This is a genomic window from Trinickia sp. EG282A (assembly GCF_040965455.1).
GTDB classification, from domain to species: Bacteria; Pseudomonadota; Gammaproteobacteria; order Burkholderiales; family Burkholderiaceae; genus Trinickia; species Trinickia symbiotica.
On record NZ_JBFRCC010000005.1, the window covers coordinates 671,564 to 684,554 of the forward strand.

Below are 12,991 nucleotides of genomic sequence, written 5' to 3' on the forward strand. Positions count from 1 at the left end.
ATGTACGAATTGGGCGTGGTCTACCGCAATATCGCGCGGGCTGACAAAAATATCGCCGAGCAACTGGGCGCTTTCGGATCGGCGACGGTGCACGAAGCCATGGGGCGCACGGGGCTGCTCAAACCCTATATGCGGCCGACCTATCGGCACGCACAAGCGTGCGGGACTGCCGTCACCGTGCTGTTGCAGCCTGGCGACAATTGGATGATGCACGTCGCCGCGGAGCAGATTCAGCCGGGCGACATCGTTGTTGCGGCGGTCACGGCTGAATGCACGGATGGCTACTTCGGCGATCTGCTGGCGACCAGCTTTCAAGCACGGGGCGCAAGAGCGCTCATCATCGACGCGGGTGTGCGCGACGTTCGCGTGCTCGAAGAAATGAAATTCCCCGTCTGGAGCAAAGCGATCTCGGCGAAAGGGACGATCAAGGCGACGCTCGGTTCGGTCAACGTTCCGGTCATCTGCGCAGGGGCGCTCGTCAATCCAGGCGACGTCGTCGTTGCGGACGGTGACGGCGTGGCCGTGGTGCCCTCGCGCATGGCAGGACAGATTTTGGAAAAGGCCGCTGCCCGCGAGGCCAATGAGGCGGCGAAACGCGCGAAGCTCGCCTCCGGCGTGCTCGGACTCGATATGTACGGCATGCGGGAGCCGTTGCGCCACGCTGGCCTGCGCTACGTCGATTGAACATGAAGGCGGCAGTGGATATGAGTATCGATGCATCCGCAACGGTGCCGATCAGCGGCATTTCGTCGATGGCGACGAGTCAGTTGTTGGCCGAACTCGCGAGCGAATACGAGCGGCGTTCAGGCCTGCGCGTGTGGATCGAATCGGTCGGGGGCGTGGATGCGGCGCGACGTGCGAACGACGGCGAGCCGTTCGACGTCGTCGTGCTCGCGGCCGATGCGATCGATCGTCTATCGGCCAACGGACGCATCGAACCGGACGGGCGCATCGACTTGGCGCGTTCAGGAATCGCGATGGCGGTGCGTGCGGGGGCGCGGTGCCCCGAGATCGGGACCGCGGCGGCGCTTCGCGAGGCGCTCCTCGCTGCCCACCGCATCGGGTATTCGACGGGGCCAAGCGGTAGGCATGTCCTCGCCTTGTTCGAACGGCTCGGCGTTGCGGAAGCGATGTTTGCGCGTCTCGTGCAGGCGCCGCCCGGCGTACCCGTGGGCACGCTCATCGCGCGGGGGGAAGTCGAACTGGGCTTTCAGCAACTGAGCGAACTGATTCGCCTGCCCGGCATCACTGTCGTCGGGCCGCTTCCTCCGGGCGCGCAACATATGACGATCTTTTCGGCCGCGGTGTGCTCGGCATCGACGCGAAAAGTGGACGCGAAAGGACTGCTCGCCTTTTTCGCATCGCCCGCGGCCGCGCCGGTGATCCGGCATCACGGTATGGAGCCCATCAAGTCATGAGTTCGATCGAGCGGATTGCGTTCATCGGTTTTGGGGAAGCCGGCGGTATCCTCGGCGCCGCGCTCAGCATGAAGGGCGTCGCGGTCGCGATGTTCGACCAATTGCTCGACGATCCGGCCGCCGCGCCAGCCATGCGGGGGAAAGCCGAGCGCCTCGGCGTGCGTCCTGCCATGACAGTGGCCGATGCAATCTCGGGCGCGCGACTGATCGTCTCGGCCGTCACGGCCGCCTCGGACGAGCAAGTTGCGCAGGCGGTCGCCACATGCATGACGGGCGGCCAAGTCTATGTCGACATCAACTCTGTCTCGCCCGCGATGAAGCGGCGCGCGCAACGGCTGATCGAGGATGCCGGCGGCGATTACATCGAATCGGCCGTGATGGCGCCTGTTCCTCCGTACGGCTTGTCGGTACCGATGCTGCTCGGTGGCCGGCGCGCCGCGGAGGTCGCCGCTCAGTTGTCGGCGCTTGGTCTCAACGCTCGCGCGGTGTCCGATAAGGTCGGCGTGGCATCGGCCGCCAAGATGTGCCGCAGCGTGATGATCAAGGGCATCGAAGCGCTGACGGTCGAGTGCTTGAGCGCTGCGCGAGCCTATGGCGCCGAGGAGATCGTGCTTGCTTCGCTACGCGAGACCTTCGACAAGATGCGCGAGACGCCGGATTTGCCCGGGTATCTGATCAGCCGTGTCGCAGAGCACGGCCGGCGGCGCGCCGAGGAAATGCGCGAAGTCGGCAAAACGCTCAGCGACACGGGTATCAAGCCCTGGATGAGCGAGGCATGCGCGCAGCTTCAGGATCGGTTCGTCGATGATATGGACGCGCGCCACATGCACTATCCGGCATTGTTGCCTTTTGTTTGGCGGGACGTGATCGACCGGCTTTTGCCTGGCCTGGACGACGACGAATAAGCCAGTCGGCAAGCGATAGCGCCGTTCGATGCGATAGTGCGGGACGGGGCACTAGCGACGTACCACGCGCGTCGTTCGCGCGACATCCCCGATCGACAGCCGTATCGCGTCAATGAGCGCACGAGCCGCCGGGGATGGAGCGCCGCCCGCGCGAAGCGTCAGCCCGATGTCGCGGCTCGTCTGACGGGTCGGCGCATCGAGCGCCACGATCTCGCCGGATTGCCGCTCGTAGTGCAGCTGTTGTGCCGAGGTCACGGCGAGCATATCGGTGCGAAGCAGCAGGCCGCGAATCACGGCCAGGTCGGCCGTTTCGACTGTTGGCGTCGGCGGCCTGATCTTGGCGCGCTTGAACATCGATTCGAACAGACCGCGCGCGGGCGACTGCCTGCGCGGTAAGACCCATTGCATGTCGGCCAATTGCTTGACCGTCAGCTCGCGCTGCGCCGCCAGCGGGTGTTCGCGACGCGCCAAGACGACGAGCTCCTCCGTCATCAGCTTTTCGTTCTGGAGTCCGCTTTCGGCATCGTATGGCCTCAGCGCACCGAGAATAAAGTCGACGTCGCCCGCTCTAAGGCCCCCCACGAGCGACTCGTAAGCGCTTTCGTCCGTCACCACGCGCACGCCCGGATATCGTTCGATGACGCGGGCGATGGCCTCGGGCAGGATGACCGTACGCCCGAGCGGCAACGCGCCCACGGTCACGCTGCCTTGAATGTGACCACGCAAAGCGGCGACGTCATCCGAGAGGTGACGTAACTCATTCAATGCGCGACGCACGTGCAACAGGAACGTCTCGCCCTCGCTCGTCAACAGCAGCCCGCGCGGATTCCGATGAAACAGGGGCATGCCCGCGCCGCTTTCGAGAATCTTGATGGCGCTGCTGACGGCCGGTTGCGTGATGCCGAGGGCGCGTGCCGCGCTAGGCATGTGCTTGTGCCGAGCGAGCGTAACGAATAGCTGCAGCCGCCGCGTGTTGAGCAAATACGCCGGCAAGGTCCGCTCCGCCGCCGCATGCCGGCTCCCGCGGCGTGCGCGCGTCCAGCGCGCGACTTCCTCCAATTCCCCGAACACGCGGGCACTGCGCTGAAGCACGGCTCGGCATACGCCGGTCGGCAACATGCCGGAGGGCTTGCGGTCGAACAAGCGCTCGCCGAGCGCCGCTTCGGTTTCCTGTACGGCCCTCGTGACGGCCGATTGCGCGCGAAACAGCGCGACCGCCGCCCGGCTGACACTGCCGGTTTCAGCAATCACATGCACTGCGTGCAGGTGGGAGAGGTTCAAAGCATCGTTTTCGTTCATCGGTGACGAGAGTCGGTGCGATCGTCGGTGCTGTACCGGGCGGCCTGTCGCGTGAGCGCAGTGTTTCAACCATCCGCCTGCGTAGGGGAGTATAGCCACATGGAGGCTGCAGATCGACCGGACGCGTATGCTTGCGACTTGATTTTCGGTCTATCTGTTTCGTTTATCGAGCAGTCGTGGATAGAGAGGCAGCCGATGTCTTTTCGCCGATCGCGCGCCTCGCGCGGAGCTTTGCGCGACAGGTCTTTGCGCGATCGACGGATCGCGCGCACTCGCCATTTCGTAGTCCGCTGAGCAAGGCATAGCCGATCCGCTCACGTTTACCCTCGCTGTCCTGCGATCGCCTCTCTTTTCTATTGTTTCGACGCGCCAGGACCGCAGGCTTGTGCGACCGGCGACTGGAAATCAAACATGAGAGGAGAACGACGATGGGTGGCAACTATGGCGCGAGCAACATGGGCAATGAAAGGCGCTCCGGCGCGCCGATGCAATCGAGTATTCGGCAGACGGTTCGTGCCGGGCTGGCCGGCGGACTGACCGGGGCAATGTTGATTTGGGTCTACGAGGCGCTCGTCTGGGTGGGGGCGCAGCATCTGATGCCGCTCGGCGGCATTCCACGCAATGCGACGGGACTCGTCTTCGGCAAGGACGTACAAGAGGCGCTCGGCGTCTGGGCTTATCTGCTGGGTACCGCAATTCACTTCGTCTTCGCGCTCGCGTGGGGCGTGCTCTTTGCAGTCATTTGGCCGTACTTCCGCCGGCGCGGTTATGAAGCGACGTTTGTCGCGTTGTTCTACGCGATCTTCGCTTGGATCGTCATGCATACGCTGATCAGCATTGCATCCAGCAACCACCCGAACTATTTCGATCCGAACATCGTGATCGGCGGATTTATGTCGCATTTCGTCTTCACCGTTCCACTCGCGCTCGTCGTCAAACGCATGCTGGCGGGGCGGTAATCGCCGCCACGTAGCAGGGATTCGGTCGTTCGTCACGGCCCAAGGTGTCCGTCCACGGTCCAGAGACAGTGGACAATTTTTTCTTTTCCAGCCTCTCGATCGTAGGTGGAAATCTCGCATCCGGAACGGAACAAGGCGCGTATAACATCGTGTAGCGGAAGCATGCAGAAGCCGCGTGTATCGCGCCGCTCAAGTCAGCTTGGAAGCCGGAACGGCCCAGTGACCATGTCTCCTCCCGCCTGCCAAGGGGCGCTTTCCGCCAAAACCGGTCTGCCGACATACCGTTGAACCATCCGATTGGGGGCCACACCATGGCAACCTCGCAAGCACGTGAAGGGCCGCACCGGGCGCCCGTACGACGCCCCGCGCTCGTGCATCCGCTTTGGGTCCGCATCACGCATTGGCTGAATGCGATCGCGGCGATCGTCATGATGCTCTCGGGATGGCAAATCTACGATGCGTCGCCGATCTTTTCGGGGTTCGCGTTCCCGATGTCGATAACGCTCGGCGGCTGGCTGGCCGGAGCGTTGCAGTGGCACTTCGCGGCGATGTGGCTGCTGGTGGCGAACGGCATCATCTACCTTATGCTCGGGATTGCGACGGGGCGTCTCTTCTCCAAGTTCTTCCCGCTGTCGCCCCGCGCCGTCTGGCGTGACGTTGCACTGGCATTGAAGGGCGCACTCTCGCATGCCGACCTCTCGCAATACAACGCCGTGCAGCGGGTCGCCTATGTTGCCGCCATTGCGGACCTGATCGTGCTCGTGCTTTCAGGCCTCGCGATCTGGAAGTCGGTGCAGTTCCCATTGTTGCGCGACATGATGGGCGGCTACGACTCCGCACGCATCGTGCATTTTTGCGCGATGTCCTTCCTGGCTGTCTTTCTCATCGTTCATATCGTGATGGCCGCATTGGTGCCACGCTCGCTGATAGCAATGCTGCGCGGCCGATAAAGCGTGTTCCGTCCCGAGGCGCCGAACGGAGGCATCAGTGAAACGGTCCCGAATTCCTGTTCATCCCGAGCATCGAGCGTTGTCGCTCGATCCGAAGACGATACTTGCCGACGCGCGTCGTGAGTTGGCCCTGCCTTCGCGGCGCGAATTTGGTAAACGCGTCCTTTCGCTCGGCGGCCTGCTGATGCTGACTGGATGCTCGCTCACAGACGACAAATCGGTCAACGCATTCCTCATGAGCGTCTCGCGCATGAACGATCGCGTTCAGGCATGGCTATTCGACGCAAAGCGGCTTGCGCCAACCTATAGCGAACCAGAGCTGACACGTCCGTTCCCGTTCAACGCGTATTACGGTATCGAGGATGTACCCGAGGTCGACGCCAACAGCTTCCAGCTCAAATTGAGCGGGCTTGTCAGCGGAAAGCGCATATGGAGCCTGCCGGAGCTTTACGCGTTGCCCCATGCCGAGCAAATCACGCGGCACGTCTGCGTCGAGGGATGGAGCGCAATCGGGCACTGGGGCGGCACGCCATTCGCGGACTTCCTACGCCGCGTGGGTGCGGACACGAGCGCAAAATATGTCGGTTTCAAGTGCGCCGACGACTACTACGAGAGCATCGATATGCCGACGGCGCTCCATCCACAAACGCTGCTTGCATTTCAATATGACGGCGAGACCCTGCCGCCGAAGTATGGCTTCCCAATGAAGCTGCGCATACCGACGAAGCTCGGCTACAAGAATCCAAAGCACATCATGGAAATCTTCGTGACGAATACGTTCCCCGGCGGCTATTGGAGCGACCAGGGGTACAACTGGTTCGGGGGATCCTGATTGGAGGCAATCATGAGCAAGAAGGCAATCGCGGCGGTCGGCATTGTGCTCACCCTCGGGATCTCGTATGCATTCGCCCAAGAGGCGAGCGGCACGATGTCCGACTCGGAGATGGCGAGTGGCACCATGGCAAAACACCCGATGAAGAAGGGCAACATGAAGCACACGCCTCAGAAGAAGGGCGGGGCAATGGGCATGAAGCACGAAGCGTCGGGTGCGACGGGGCAACAATGACCGTCAGTTCGAATGACGTCCCGGCTGCCACGCGCTCGGCACGGAGCGTAGACGCCCGTCCGGCAGCGCCACGTCCTTCTGCTCGTTGAGGAGCTCATACCTGGAGCAAACGCCGAAACACTGCTCCGCTTCTTGCGCGATTCGTGCGCAAAGCTCATCGGTCGCCCGGTGCACTGAATCGCAACTGTATCGATAGGTGAACGCCACATTGACTGTCGCGTCTGTCCGTCGCCGGTCGAGTTCCAGTAAATTGGACGGCGACGCCATGGCTCGTGCATGCGCGGCCAGTTCGGCAAAGTGAAATTCGAGCCACTCGGAAAAGAAAAGTGCTTCATTGGCGGTCGGCAGCTTGAACGCCGCGTGGCTGCATGTCCCGACGCTGGCGGACTCGGCTGAGCTGATTTCCCGCTGCGTCAAACGCCATGCTTCGCCGGATCGGTTCGGCCGATCGTCGGCCTGGTGCCCACGCGCCGGCACATCCGGATAAAGATGCCGGCGTGCGTAGAGGGCTTGCCAAAACGACAGGTCATCGTCGATGCGCGAGGGCTGCATCGTCAATTCGAGCGACGGTCCGCCTGCACGCACGAGCGCGCGAGGAACGAGCCGCAGCTCGCACAACGTTTCGCCGGCGCAGAGCACGCGGGCCGCTCGCGGCAGCCGGAGCTGCGGCAAAGCGGCATCGTCGGCAATGTTCGCGGTGAGACCGTGGCGATCGAGCCGAACGACGGTCATTCGTTGCGCAATATCCGCATACTCGACCGCGATGCGCATACAAGCGGAAAAACTGAATTCAGAGGCTACTGCAAGGGGAGTGCAAAGGGGCTGCACGATATTTCTCCTTCTCGACGCGGGGTTACCGCGCCGTTTACTTCTCATCCGCAGAAGCCATCGGTTTTGCCTTATGCGATAAACCGCAGCTCGAGATGGTCGAGCTGTCGGGTGCCGTCGGAACGTGTATGCCACGAGGCACTTCTCTTCTTCGCTTCGATTTCGATCGGCATGCAAAGCAACGCGCGCAGCACGGCGACCCCTTGCGCTTTTGCGAGTTGGCGCCCGACGAACTCGAACGCGAGCCCGCTATCCGCGGTTTCGCGAGGGGCGTTGCGGCGCTGCGTGAAGTTGGCTTGTTTCTCTTCGACGAACGCCGCGACGCGAGACGGGTTGGCGCGCAGCTGCGCAAGCAGCTTCGGCCGCTGCATGGCCATGTCGACGAGCGGACCAATCAGGGATGCGCTCGGCTCGCTCCCTATGACGAGCAACTGCATCGCCGCGAACACGATCTCGTCTTCGATCGTGCCCAGCTCGGGCTCCCAGCGCGTTTCGAGCGCGGCGAAGAGGTTCGGAACGGCGCGCGTATAACGCGGATAACGATAGACGTCGGCGAAGATTCTGCGAAGTTCATCGAGTGCCGATATCAGGTCCGCCAGCCGCCGCGGCGTCAATTGGCCGGGATCGCGTACGACTTCGAGCGTGCGGCGCAGGTGATGGAGCCGGCGACGCTGCTGATCGGCGAGTCCGGCCCACGCCGCCAACATCTCGGGCCACAGCGGCGCCGCAATCTCCTGCACGATGTCGAATTGCGATCGTCCCCGCAAGGCAATCAGCTCGAGGCGAGCGCCCACGGTGGCTTGCGCAAGGGCGCCGAGGCGCGCGGTCGCGTCGGGCGGCATCGATCTCATGAGCCAGCGATCGAACAGTGCATACGCCGAATGCCGTCGCGGGGCGATCAAGCGCGCAGCGGAGACTGCCGGCCGTGGCGGCAGGTCGATTTGCCAGGCCGCGGCCAACGCGCCGAGCGACGACAAGACGTCCCCCTCGGGGGCCGACTCATGGCCGAGCCCGCATGCGGCAATCGTTGCACGAAGAGTGGGCGGCTTGGCCGGCCACGGGACATTGGGCGTCATGAATTGTCCGACGAACGGTACGATTCCATGCCAATTGTCAGACGTTCCGGCTCGCAAGTCCAGCGCGAAGTCCCAACGCGTCCAAGGTTTGGCCGTCGATATCGATCCAGCACGCGACGACCATACGGCCGTCGATCCGCTGCGCCGGGCCGGCTCGGTGCGCATGGACGCCGATCCGCCGAAACAGGCGTTCCATGCTCGCGAACGTCACGCCGATCAGTTGCCGGGCGCCGAGTTGCGCGGCGCATTCGACGACCGAAGCGAGCATGGGCCGCACCGCCCACGAGGCGCTTTCGTCGCCCGCTGTCTCGGGACTCGCGGCGAAACGAGACAATTCCCAAACATCGGGTGCCTCGGGTGCCGGCATATCGGGGGCCAACAGAAAAGGGAAGACGTCTTTCAACAAATACGGACGGGTAGTGGGCAGGAGTCGAGCACAGCCGCAAATGGTGTCGGATTCGTCGCGCGCCACGACATAAACCGTATCGTCCCGGTCGTACTGATCGCGCTCGGAGCGGCTGTCGGCGAGCGGCAGATCCCAGCCCAACTGCTCGACGAATACTTGGTGCCGATATTGCGCAAGAGCGGCATCGACGTCGTCGGACAGGCGGCCGTTGCCGTGAACGGAAGTAAGCAGCATGGGGTCCTCGTATGGCATTTCTTTGATGAGCGCATTACAGCGCGCACCCCGAGGACCGGTAACTGTCAACGTTGACAGGGCATCGAGGGCGAACAACACCCCCGCGCCAGGAGCCGACAATCGCTCCTACGCAAGTGACAACATTTCGTATTGAGATTGAAAAGCGGCGTCTATTTGCTTATAAATGAATCCTGTAACGAAACAGTTGATAGAAGACTGAGGATTGGGCTGAACCGAAATTGGTGTCGCATCGCGTCACTGCAGCGTGCGATGCACGACGTCGAACTCGCCCGCCAGGATGCGCGCCGTGCGCGCCACGCAGTTGGGCCAATTGAGCCGAGCGAGCCGACGAAGGAGCAGACGGGCCGTGCACGTCATACCGACGTCGGCCCCGTTTCGATCGACACACATAATGTTGCTTCGCACATCGCCCCAGGCGATCAGCAGGGCGCAAGATGCGCGATCGAGATACCAGTCCCAGCCTACCGTCACGTAGGCGCTTCCGGGAAAGTGTGGCCGATGCCATTCGGTGTACCCGGCACTGGCGGCATCGATGCCGTCGGCCCGCAACTCCTCGAGCAATTCGTCGTCGATAGCCGACTGGACGTGGCGAAGTTGCAAGGATTCGACCGCCCCTTCGGGGAGGCGGACGTAACCGTCGCGAGACGGGCTGTCTAGCCAGGCGGAAGTTTGTCTCATGCTGCGACTGTAGCAGTCGAACGCCGCCGTGAGACCTGCTAACTATGACAGCTTTGTGTTGTAAGTACGTGTTGTGTGTTGCGCGGGGAAATGATGGAGCCGTCAGGCTGGAATGAGAGCTATGAGCAGTTGCGCGAAGCGAAAGACGAGCGCCAACTCTTCGAGAGAATCGCGGGCGTCGCCAGGAAACTGGGCTTCGAGTACTGCTGCTACGGAATCCGGGTCCCGCTGCCCGTGTCGAACCCTGCCGTGGCGATATTCGATACCTACCCGGCCGGGTGGATGAAGCACTATCAGGATAGTCATTTCATCGAGGTGGACCCGACCGTGCGCGAAGGGATGAATAGCGCAGGACTCATCCTATGGCCAGAGGCCACCTCGAACGCACCGCGACTGTGGACGGACGCGCGCGACTTCGGTTTGCGTGTCGGGGTCGCACATTCGAGCTGGGCCGCGCACGGCGTCTACGGGCTGCTGACGATGGCGCGCTCCGCCGAACCGCTCAAGGGCCCTGAGATAGACCAGCTGACGTTGAGAGCGAACTGGCTCGCCAATCTTTCGCATGCGCTGATGAGCGAGTTTCTCGTGCCGAAGCTCGCGCCCGAGGCGCTCGTCGAGCTCACCCCTCGCGAATCGGAAGTGCTGCGTTGGACGGGCGAAGGCAAAACGGCGTGCGAAATCGGGAAAATCCTCAGCATCTCCGAGCGCACGGTGAACTTTCACGTCAACAACGTGCTGCTGAAGCTCAATGCGACCAACAAGGTGCAAGCCGTCGTCAAGGCGATCGCGATGGGGCTGATCGCGTCCGCCTGACGAAGGTTCGGGTCACTCAGCGACGTTCCGGAAAGTCTTCGTCCCAGTACTCGCCGGGCAGACGCACCGGTGCATCGCCGCGCTCGGCCTCTCGACGACGCAGCTCGACGCGGCGAATCTTGCCGGAAATCGTCTTCGGCAATTCATAAAGCTCGATGCGGCGGATTCGCTTGTACGGTGCGAGCCGCTCGCGCGAGAAACGAAAGACGCTTTCCACGAGCTCCGGGCCGTAAGTGAAGCCGTGCCGCAGCATAACGTAGGCTTTCGGCACCGATAGTCTCACTGGATCGGGGCTCGGCACGACGGCCGCTTCGGCGATTGCCTCATGTTCGATGAGGACGCTTTCGAGCTCGAATGGGCTCAACCGGTAGTCAGACGACTTGAAAACATCGTCGGCCCGGCCGACATAGACGTAATAGCCATCGTCGCGCCGCATGCCGATATCGGAGGTTCGGTAGAGCGCGTCGCGCATGACGTGACGCGTGGCGTCGGCGTTGTTTGCATAGCCCGCCATCAGGCCGAGCGGCGCGCCTGCGTCGCGCCCGCCGGACGCGTCGAGCATCAGCGCGATCTCTCCTTCGTCCGCGGGCTTGCCGTCGGGATCGATGAGCGTGACGCGATAGCCGGGCATCGGTTTTCCCATCGAGCCGGGCACGATCGGCTGGCCGGGCGGGTTGCCGATCACGCAGGTCGTCTCTGTCTGGCCATAACCGTCGCGGATCGCGACTTGCCAGGCGTTCTTGACGCGCTCGATGATCTCGGGATTGAGCGGCTCGCCCGCGCTGGCGATTTCGCGCAACTCGACGTCGTAGCTCGCAAGCGGCTCCTGTACCAGCATGCGCCAGACGGTGGGCGGCGCGCACATCGTCGTGACACGGTGGCTCACGACGGCCTCGAGTGCCTGCCGAGCGTCGAATCGCGCGAAGTTGAGCACGAAGATGCAGGCCCCGGCGTTCCACGGCGCGAAAAAGCAGCTCCATGCGTGCTTCGCCCAGCCCGACGAGCTGATGTTCCAATGGATGTCGCCGGGCTGCAGGCCGAGCCAGTACATCGTCGAGAGGTGTCCGACCGGATAGCTTTGATGCGTATGCGCAACGAGTTTCGGTTTCGACGTCGTCCCGGACGTGAAGTAGAGCAACAACGGATCTTTAGCGTTGGTCGTGCCGTCCGGCTCGAATTCGGCCGGCGCATCGTAGCCGTCGCTGAAATCGAGCCAGCCTTTGGGGCAGCCTGCCGCAGCGGAGTCGCCGGAGCCGACCGCGATCTTCACGAGTGCGGCGTCGAGTCCATCGAACTTGGCCTGCTCGCCGGCATCGGCGATCGCGAATCGCGGCTCGGCCGTCCGCACGCGTTCGCGCACGTCGCCAGCCGTCAACTGCATCGCCGCCGGCAACAGGACGGCGCCGAGCTTCATCGCGGCGAGCATGGTGTCCCACAGTTCGACGCGGTTGGGCAACATCAGGAAGACGCGGTCGCCGCGACGCACGCCGAGGCCGCGCAGGTAGTTGGCGATTCGCGACGAACGCTCGGACATCTGAGCGAACGAAAACTTCTGATTCTGGCCGCTGCCGGCAACGATCCATAGCGCGGGCGCGTCGTTGCCGCGCGCCATGACGTCGAAGTAGTCGAGCGCCCAATTGAACGCGTCGAGTTCCGGCCATGCGAACTCCCGATAAGCGCGCTCGTAGTCCATGCGGTACCGCAGCAAAAGGTCGCGTGCGGCCAGAAAGCGTGCCGAGCCTGTCATCCTCGTCTCCTATTTGTCTCTGTCTTCGTCAGTCGCGCGTGGCTGCGCTTCTTAGTTATAGCTGTCGACGAGAAAGACGAGGGGGTCGTCGGATCAGCTCACGCCGAGTCCGCGCAGGACGGCGGTGCCGTCCGGAGTCAGTTGGAAGCGGGCCGCGCCGTCGGCCGTGCCGACCTGCTCGATCAATCCGGCTTCCTGCAGCATCGGAATTTCAGGCTTCGCCGACACATCGATCGGCGAGTGCAGCAACAGCAAGAGCGTCGCGATCTCGTGATGGCTGAGAATGCGGCGCAAGATGGTGCGCGGCTTCACAGAGACGGTCGTCGACATGGCTTGTTCGTTCGTGTTCGGCATGAGGGCGGCTCTCCATCCTCGGAATGAGTCTCGGAATTCGTCCGACGATGGTGCGCAAGCTGACTTAAGCGATTCTTAAAACGTTCGGCGTATAAGCAGGGTCCATCGTGTACGTCTTTCCGCTTAACCCCATGAAATACAAGGCGTTTCATCGGTCTTCGCTTGCCTTGGCGTAACACGCTGTTGCATCTTTTTTGGGTCGCTGGACAGTAGCAACTGTATTGCGGCAGTTCCGTG

The 12,991-nt window shown here is 62.8% G+C and carries 15 protein-coding genes; 8 read left to right on the forward strand and 7 right to left on the reverse strand.

All coding sequences use genetic code 11. From position 1 onward, the window contains the following. The 3 genes from ligK to AB4Y31_RS25965 are packed head-to-tail and all read left to right on the forward strand — an operon-like array spanning window position 1 to window position 2,323. Entirely contained in the window at window positions 1-684 is a 684-nt protein-coding gene (gene ligK / locus AB4Y31_RS25955; RefSeq protein ID WP_368676600.1) for a 4-carboxy-4-hydroxy-2-oxoadipate aldolase/oxaloacetate decarboxylase, read from the forward strand. Window positions 685-704: 20 nt separating this feature from the next. Next, complete coding sequence (locus tag AB4Y31_RS25960; RefSeq protein WP_368676491.1) at window positions 705-1,418, forward strand: substrate-binding domain-containing protein; 714 nt, start codon at window positions 705-707, stop codon at window positions 1,416-1,418. After that, window positions 1,415-2,323, forward strand: a complete 909-nt coding sequence (locus AB4Y31_RS25965; RefSeq protein ID WP_368676492.1) for a DUF1932 domain-containing protein — start codon at window positions 1,415-1,417, stop codon at window positions 2,321-2,323. Before AB4Y31_RS25960 ends, AB4Y31_RS25965 begins: the two co-directional genes overlap by 4 nt. A 51-nt stretch (window positions 2,324-2,374) precedes the next feature. On the opposite strand, the gene AB4Y31_RS25970 is transcribed toward AB4Y31_RS25965, so the two are convergent. Continuing rightward, window positions 2,375-3,622: a LysR family transcriptional regulator gene (locus AB4Y31_RS25970; RefSeq protein ID WP_368676493.1), complete on the reverse strand. Its 1,248-nt coding sequence runs from the start codon at window positions 3,620-3,622 to the stop codon at window positions 2,375-2,377. 455 nt (window positions 3,623-4,077) lie between these two features. Between AB4Y31_RS25970 and AB4Y31_RS25975 the strand changes: the two genes are divergently transcribed. From AB4Y31_RS25975 to AB4Y31_RS25990, 4 genes are all read left to right on the forward strand, one after another. Next, window positions 4,078-4,581, forward strand: a complete 504-nt coding sequence (locus AB4Y31_RS25975) for a hypothetical protein (protein WP_035468347.1) — start codon at window positions 4,078-4,080, stop codon at window positions 4,579-4,581. Between the two features lie 311 nt (window positions 4,582-4,892). After that, the gene (locus AB4Y31_RS25980) at window positions 4,893-5,531 is read left to right on the forward strand and encodes a cytochrome b/b6 domain-containing protein (RefSeq protein WP_368676494.1); all 639 of its coding nucleotides are present in this window, start codon (window positions 4,893-4,895) and stop codon (window positions 5,529-5,531) included. A 37-nt stretch (window positions 5,532-5,568) separates the two neighbouring features. Next, the gene (locus tag AB4Y31_RS25985; RefSeq protein WP_368676495.1) at window positions 5,569-6,363 is read left to right on the forward strand and encodes a molybdopterin-dependent oxidoreductase; all 795 of its coding nucleotides are present in this window, start codon (window positions 5,569-5,571) and stop codon (window positions 6,361-6,363) included. Between the two features lie 12 nt (window positions 6,364-6,375). Further along, the gene (locus AB4Y31_RS25990) at window positions 6,376-6,597 is read left to right on the forward strand and encodes a pentapeptide MXKDX repeat protein (RefSeq protein ID WP_368676496.1); all 222 of its coding nucleotides are present in this window, start codon (window positions 6,376-6,378) and stop codon (window positions 6,595-6,597) included. 3 nt (window positions 6,598-6,600) lie between these two features. Here AB4Y31_RS25990 and AB4Y31_RS25995 read toward each other — a convergent pair whose 3' ends face one another. From AB4Y31_RS25995 to AB4Y31_RS26010, 4 genes are all read right to left on the reverse strand, one after another. After that, on the reverse strand, window positions 6,601-7,329 hold the full coding sequence (locus tag AB4Y31_RS25995) for a hypothetical protein (RefSeq protein ID WP_368676497.1): 729 nt from the start codon (window positions 7,327-7,329) through the stop codon (window positions 6,601-6,603). A gap of 167 nt (window positions 7,330-7,496) precedes the next feature. Next, window positions 7,497-8,501: a hypothetical protein gene (locus tag AB4Y31_RS26000; RefSeq protein WP_368676498.1), complete on the reverse strand. Its 1,005-nt coding sequence runs from the start codon at window positions 8,499-8,501 to the stop codon at window positions 7,497-7,499. A 37-nt stretch (window positions 8,502-8,538) separates the two neighbouring features. Further along, entirely contained in the window at window positions 8,539-9,138 is a 600-nt protein-coding gene (locus AB4Y31_RS26005; protein WP_368676601.1) for an acyl-homoserine-lactone synthase, read from the reverse strand. 258 nt (window positions 9,139-9,396) lie between these two features. Next, entirely contained in the window at window positions 9,397-9,840 is a 444-nt protein-coding gene (locus AB4Y31_RS26010) for a DUF4902 domain-containing protein (RefSeq protein ID WP_368676499.1), read from the reverse strand. Window positions 9,841-9,933: 93 nt separating this feature from the next. Between AB4Y31_RS26010 and AB4Y31_RS26015 the strand changes: the two genes are divergently transcribed. Beyond that, window positions 9,934-10,653, forward strand: a complete 720-nt coding sequence (locus tag AB4Y31_RS26015) for an autoinducer binding domain-containing protein (RefSeq protein WP_368676602.1) — start codon at window positions 9,934-9,936, stop codon at window positions 10,651-10,653. Between the two features lie 16 nt (window positions 10,654-10,669). Here the strand turns inward: AB4Y31_RS26015 and AB4Y31_RS26020 are convergent, their stop codons facing one another. Both AB4Y31_RS26020 and AB4Y31_RS26025 read right to left on the reverse strand, forming a co-directional pair. Next, a complete protein-coding gene (locus tag AB4Y31_RS26020; RefSeq protein ID WP_368676500.1) occupies window positions 10,670-12,400 on the reverse strand; it encodes an AMP-binding protein in 1,731 nt (576 codons plus the stop codon). Between the two features lie 93 nt (window positions 12,401-12,493). Further along, window positions 12,494-12,754 carry a hypothetical protein gene (locus AB4Y31_RS26025; protein ID WP_018439512.1) on the reverse strand — a complete coding sequence of 87 codons (261 nt, stop codon included), beginning with the start codon at window positions 12,752-12,754 and terminating at the stop codon, window positions 12,494-12,496. Window positions 12,755-12,991: the final 237 nt, after the last annotated feature.

What these genes read in the sequence shown, in the direction of transcription:
- AB4Y31_RS25960 (WP_368676491.1), top strand. Translation starts at nt 705, where the DNA reads ATGAGTATCGATGCATCCGCAACGGTGCCGATCAGCGGCATTTCGTCG.
- AB4Y31_RS26000 (WP_368676498.1), bottom strand. Translation starts at nt 8,501, where the DNA reads ATGACGCCCAATGTCCCGTGGCCGGCCAAGCCGCCCACTCTTCGTGCA.
- AB4Y31_RS25970 (WP_368676493.1), bottom strand. Translation starts at nt 3,622, where the DNA reads ATGAACGAAAACGATGCTTTGAACCTCTCCCACCTGCACGCAGTGCAT.
- AB4Y31_RS26020 (WP_368676500.1), bottom strand. Translation starts at nt 12,400, where the DNA reads ATGACAGGCTCGGCACGCTTTCTGGCCGCACGCGACCTTTTGCTGCGG.
- AB4Y31_RS26025 (WP_018439512.1), bottom strand. Translation starts at nt 12,754, where the DNA reads ATGCCGAACACGAACGAACAAGCCATGTCGACGACCGTCTCTGTGAAG.
- AB4Y31_RS26010 (WP_368676499.1), bottom strand. Translation starts at nt 9,840, where the DNA reads ATGAGACAAACTTCCGCCTGGCTAGACAGCCCGTCTCGCGACGGTTAC.
- AB4Y31_RS25965 (WP_368676492.1), top strand. Translation starts at nt 1,415, where the DNA reads ATGAGTTCGATCGAGCGGATTGCGTTCATCGGTTTTGGGGAAGCCGGC.
- AB4Y31_RS25990 (WP_368676496.1), top strand. Translation starts at nt 6,376, where the DNA reads ATGAGCAAGAAGGCAATCGCGGCGGTCGGCATTGTGCTCACCCTCGGG.
- AB4Y31_RS26015 (WP_368676602.1), top strand. Translation starts at nt 9,934, where the DNA reads ATGGAGCCGTCAGGCTGGAATGAGAGCTATGAGCAGTTGCGCGAAGCG.
- AB4Y31_RS25975 (WP_035468347.1), top strand. Translation starts at nt 4,078, where the DNA reads ATGGGCAATGAAAGGCGCTCCGGCGCGCCGATGCAATCGAGTATTCGG.
- AB4Y31_RS25980 (WP_368676494.1), top strand. Translation starts at nt 4,893, where the DNA reads ATGGCAACCTCGCAAGCACGTGAAGGGCCGCACCGGGCGCCCGTACGA.
- AB4Y31_RS25995 (WP_368676497.1), bottom strand. Translation starts at nt 7,329, where the DNA reads ATGACCGTCGTTCGGCTCGATCGCCACGGTCTCACCGCGAACATTGCC.
- ligK (WP_368676600.1), top strand. Translation starts at nt 1, where the DNA reads ATGTACGAATTGGGCGTGGTCTACCGCAATATCGCGCGGGCTGACAAA.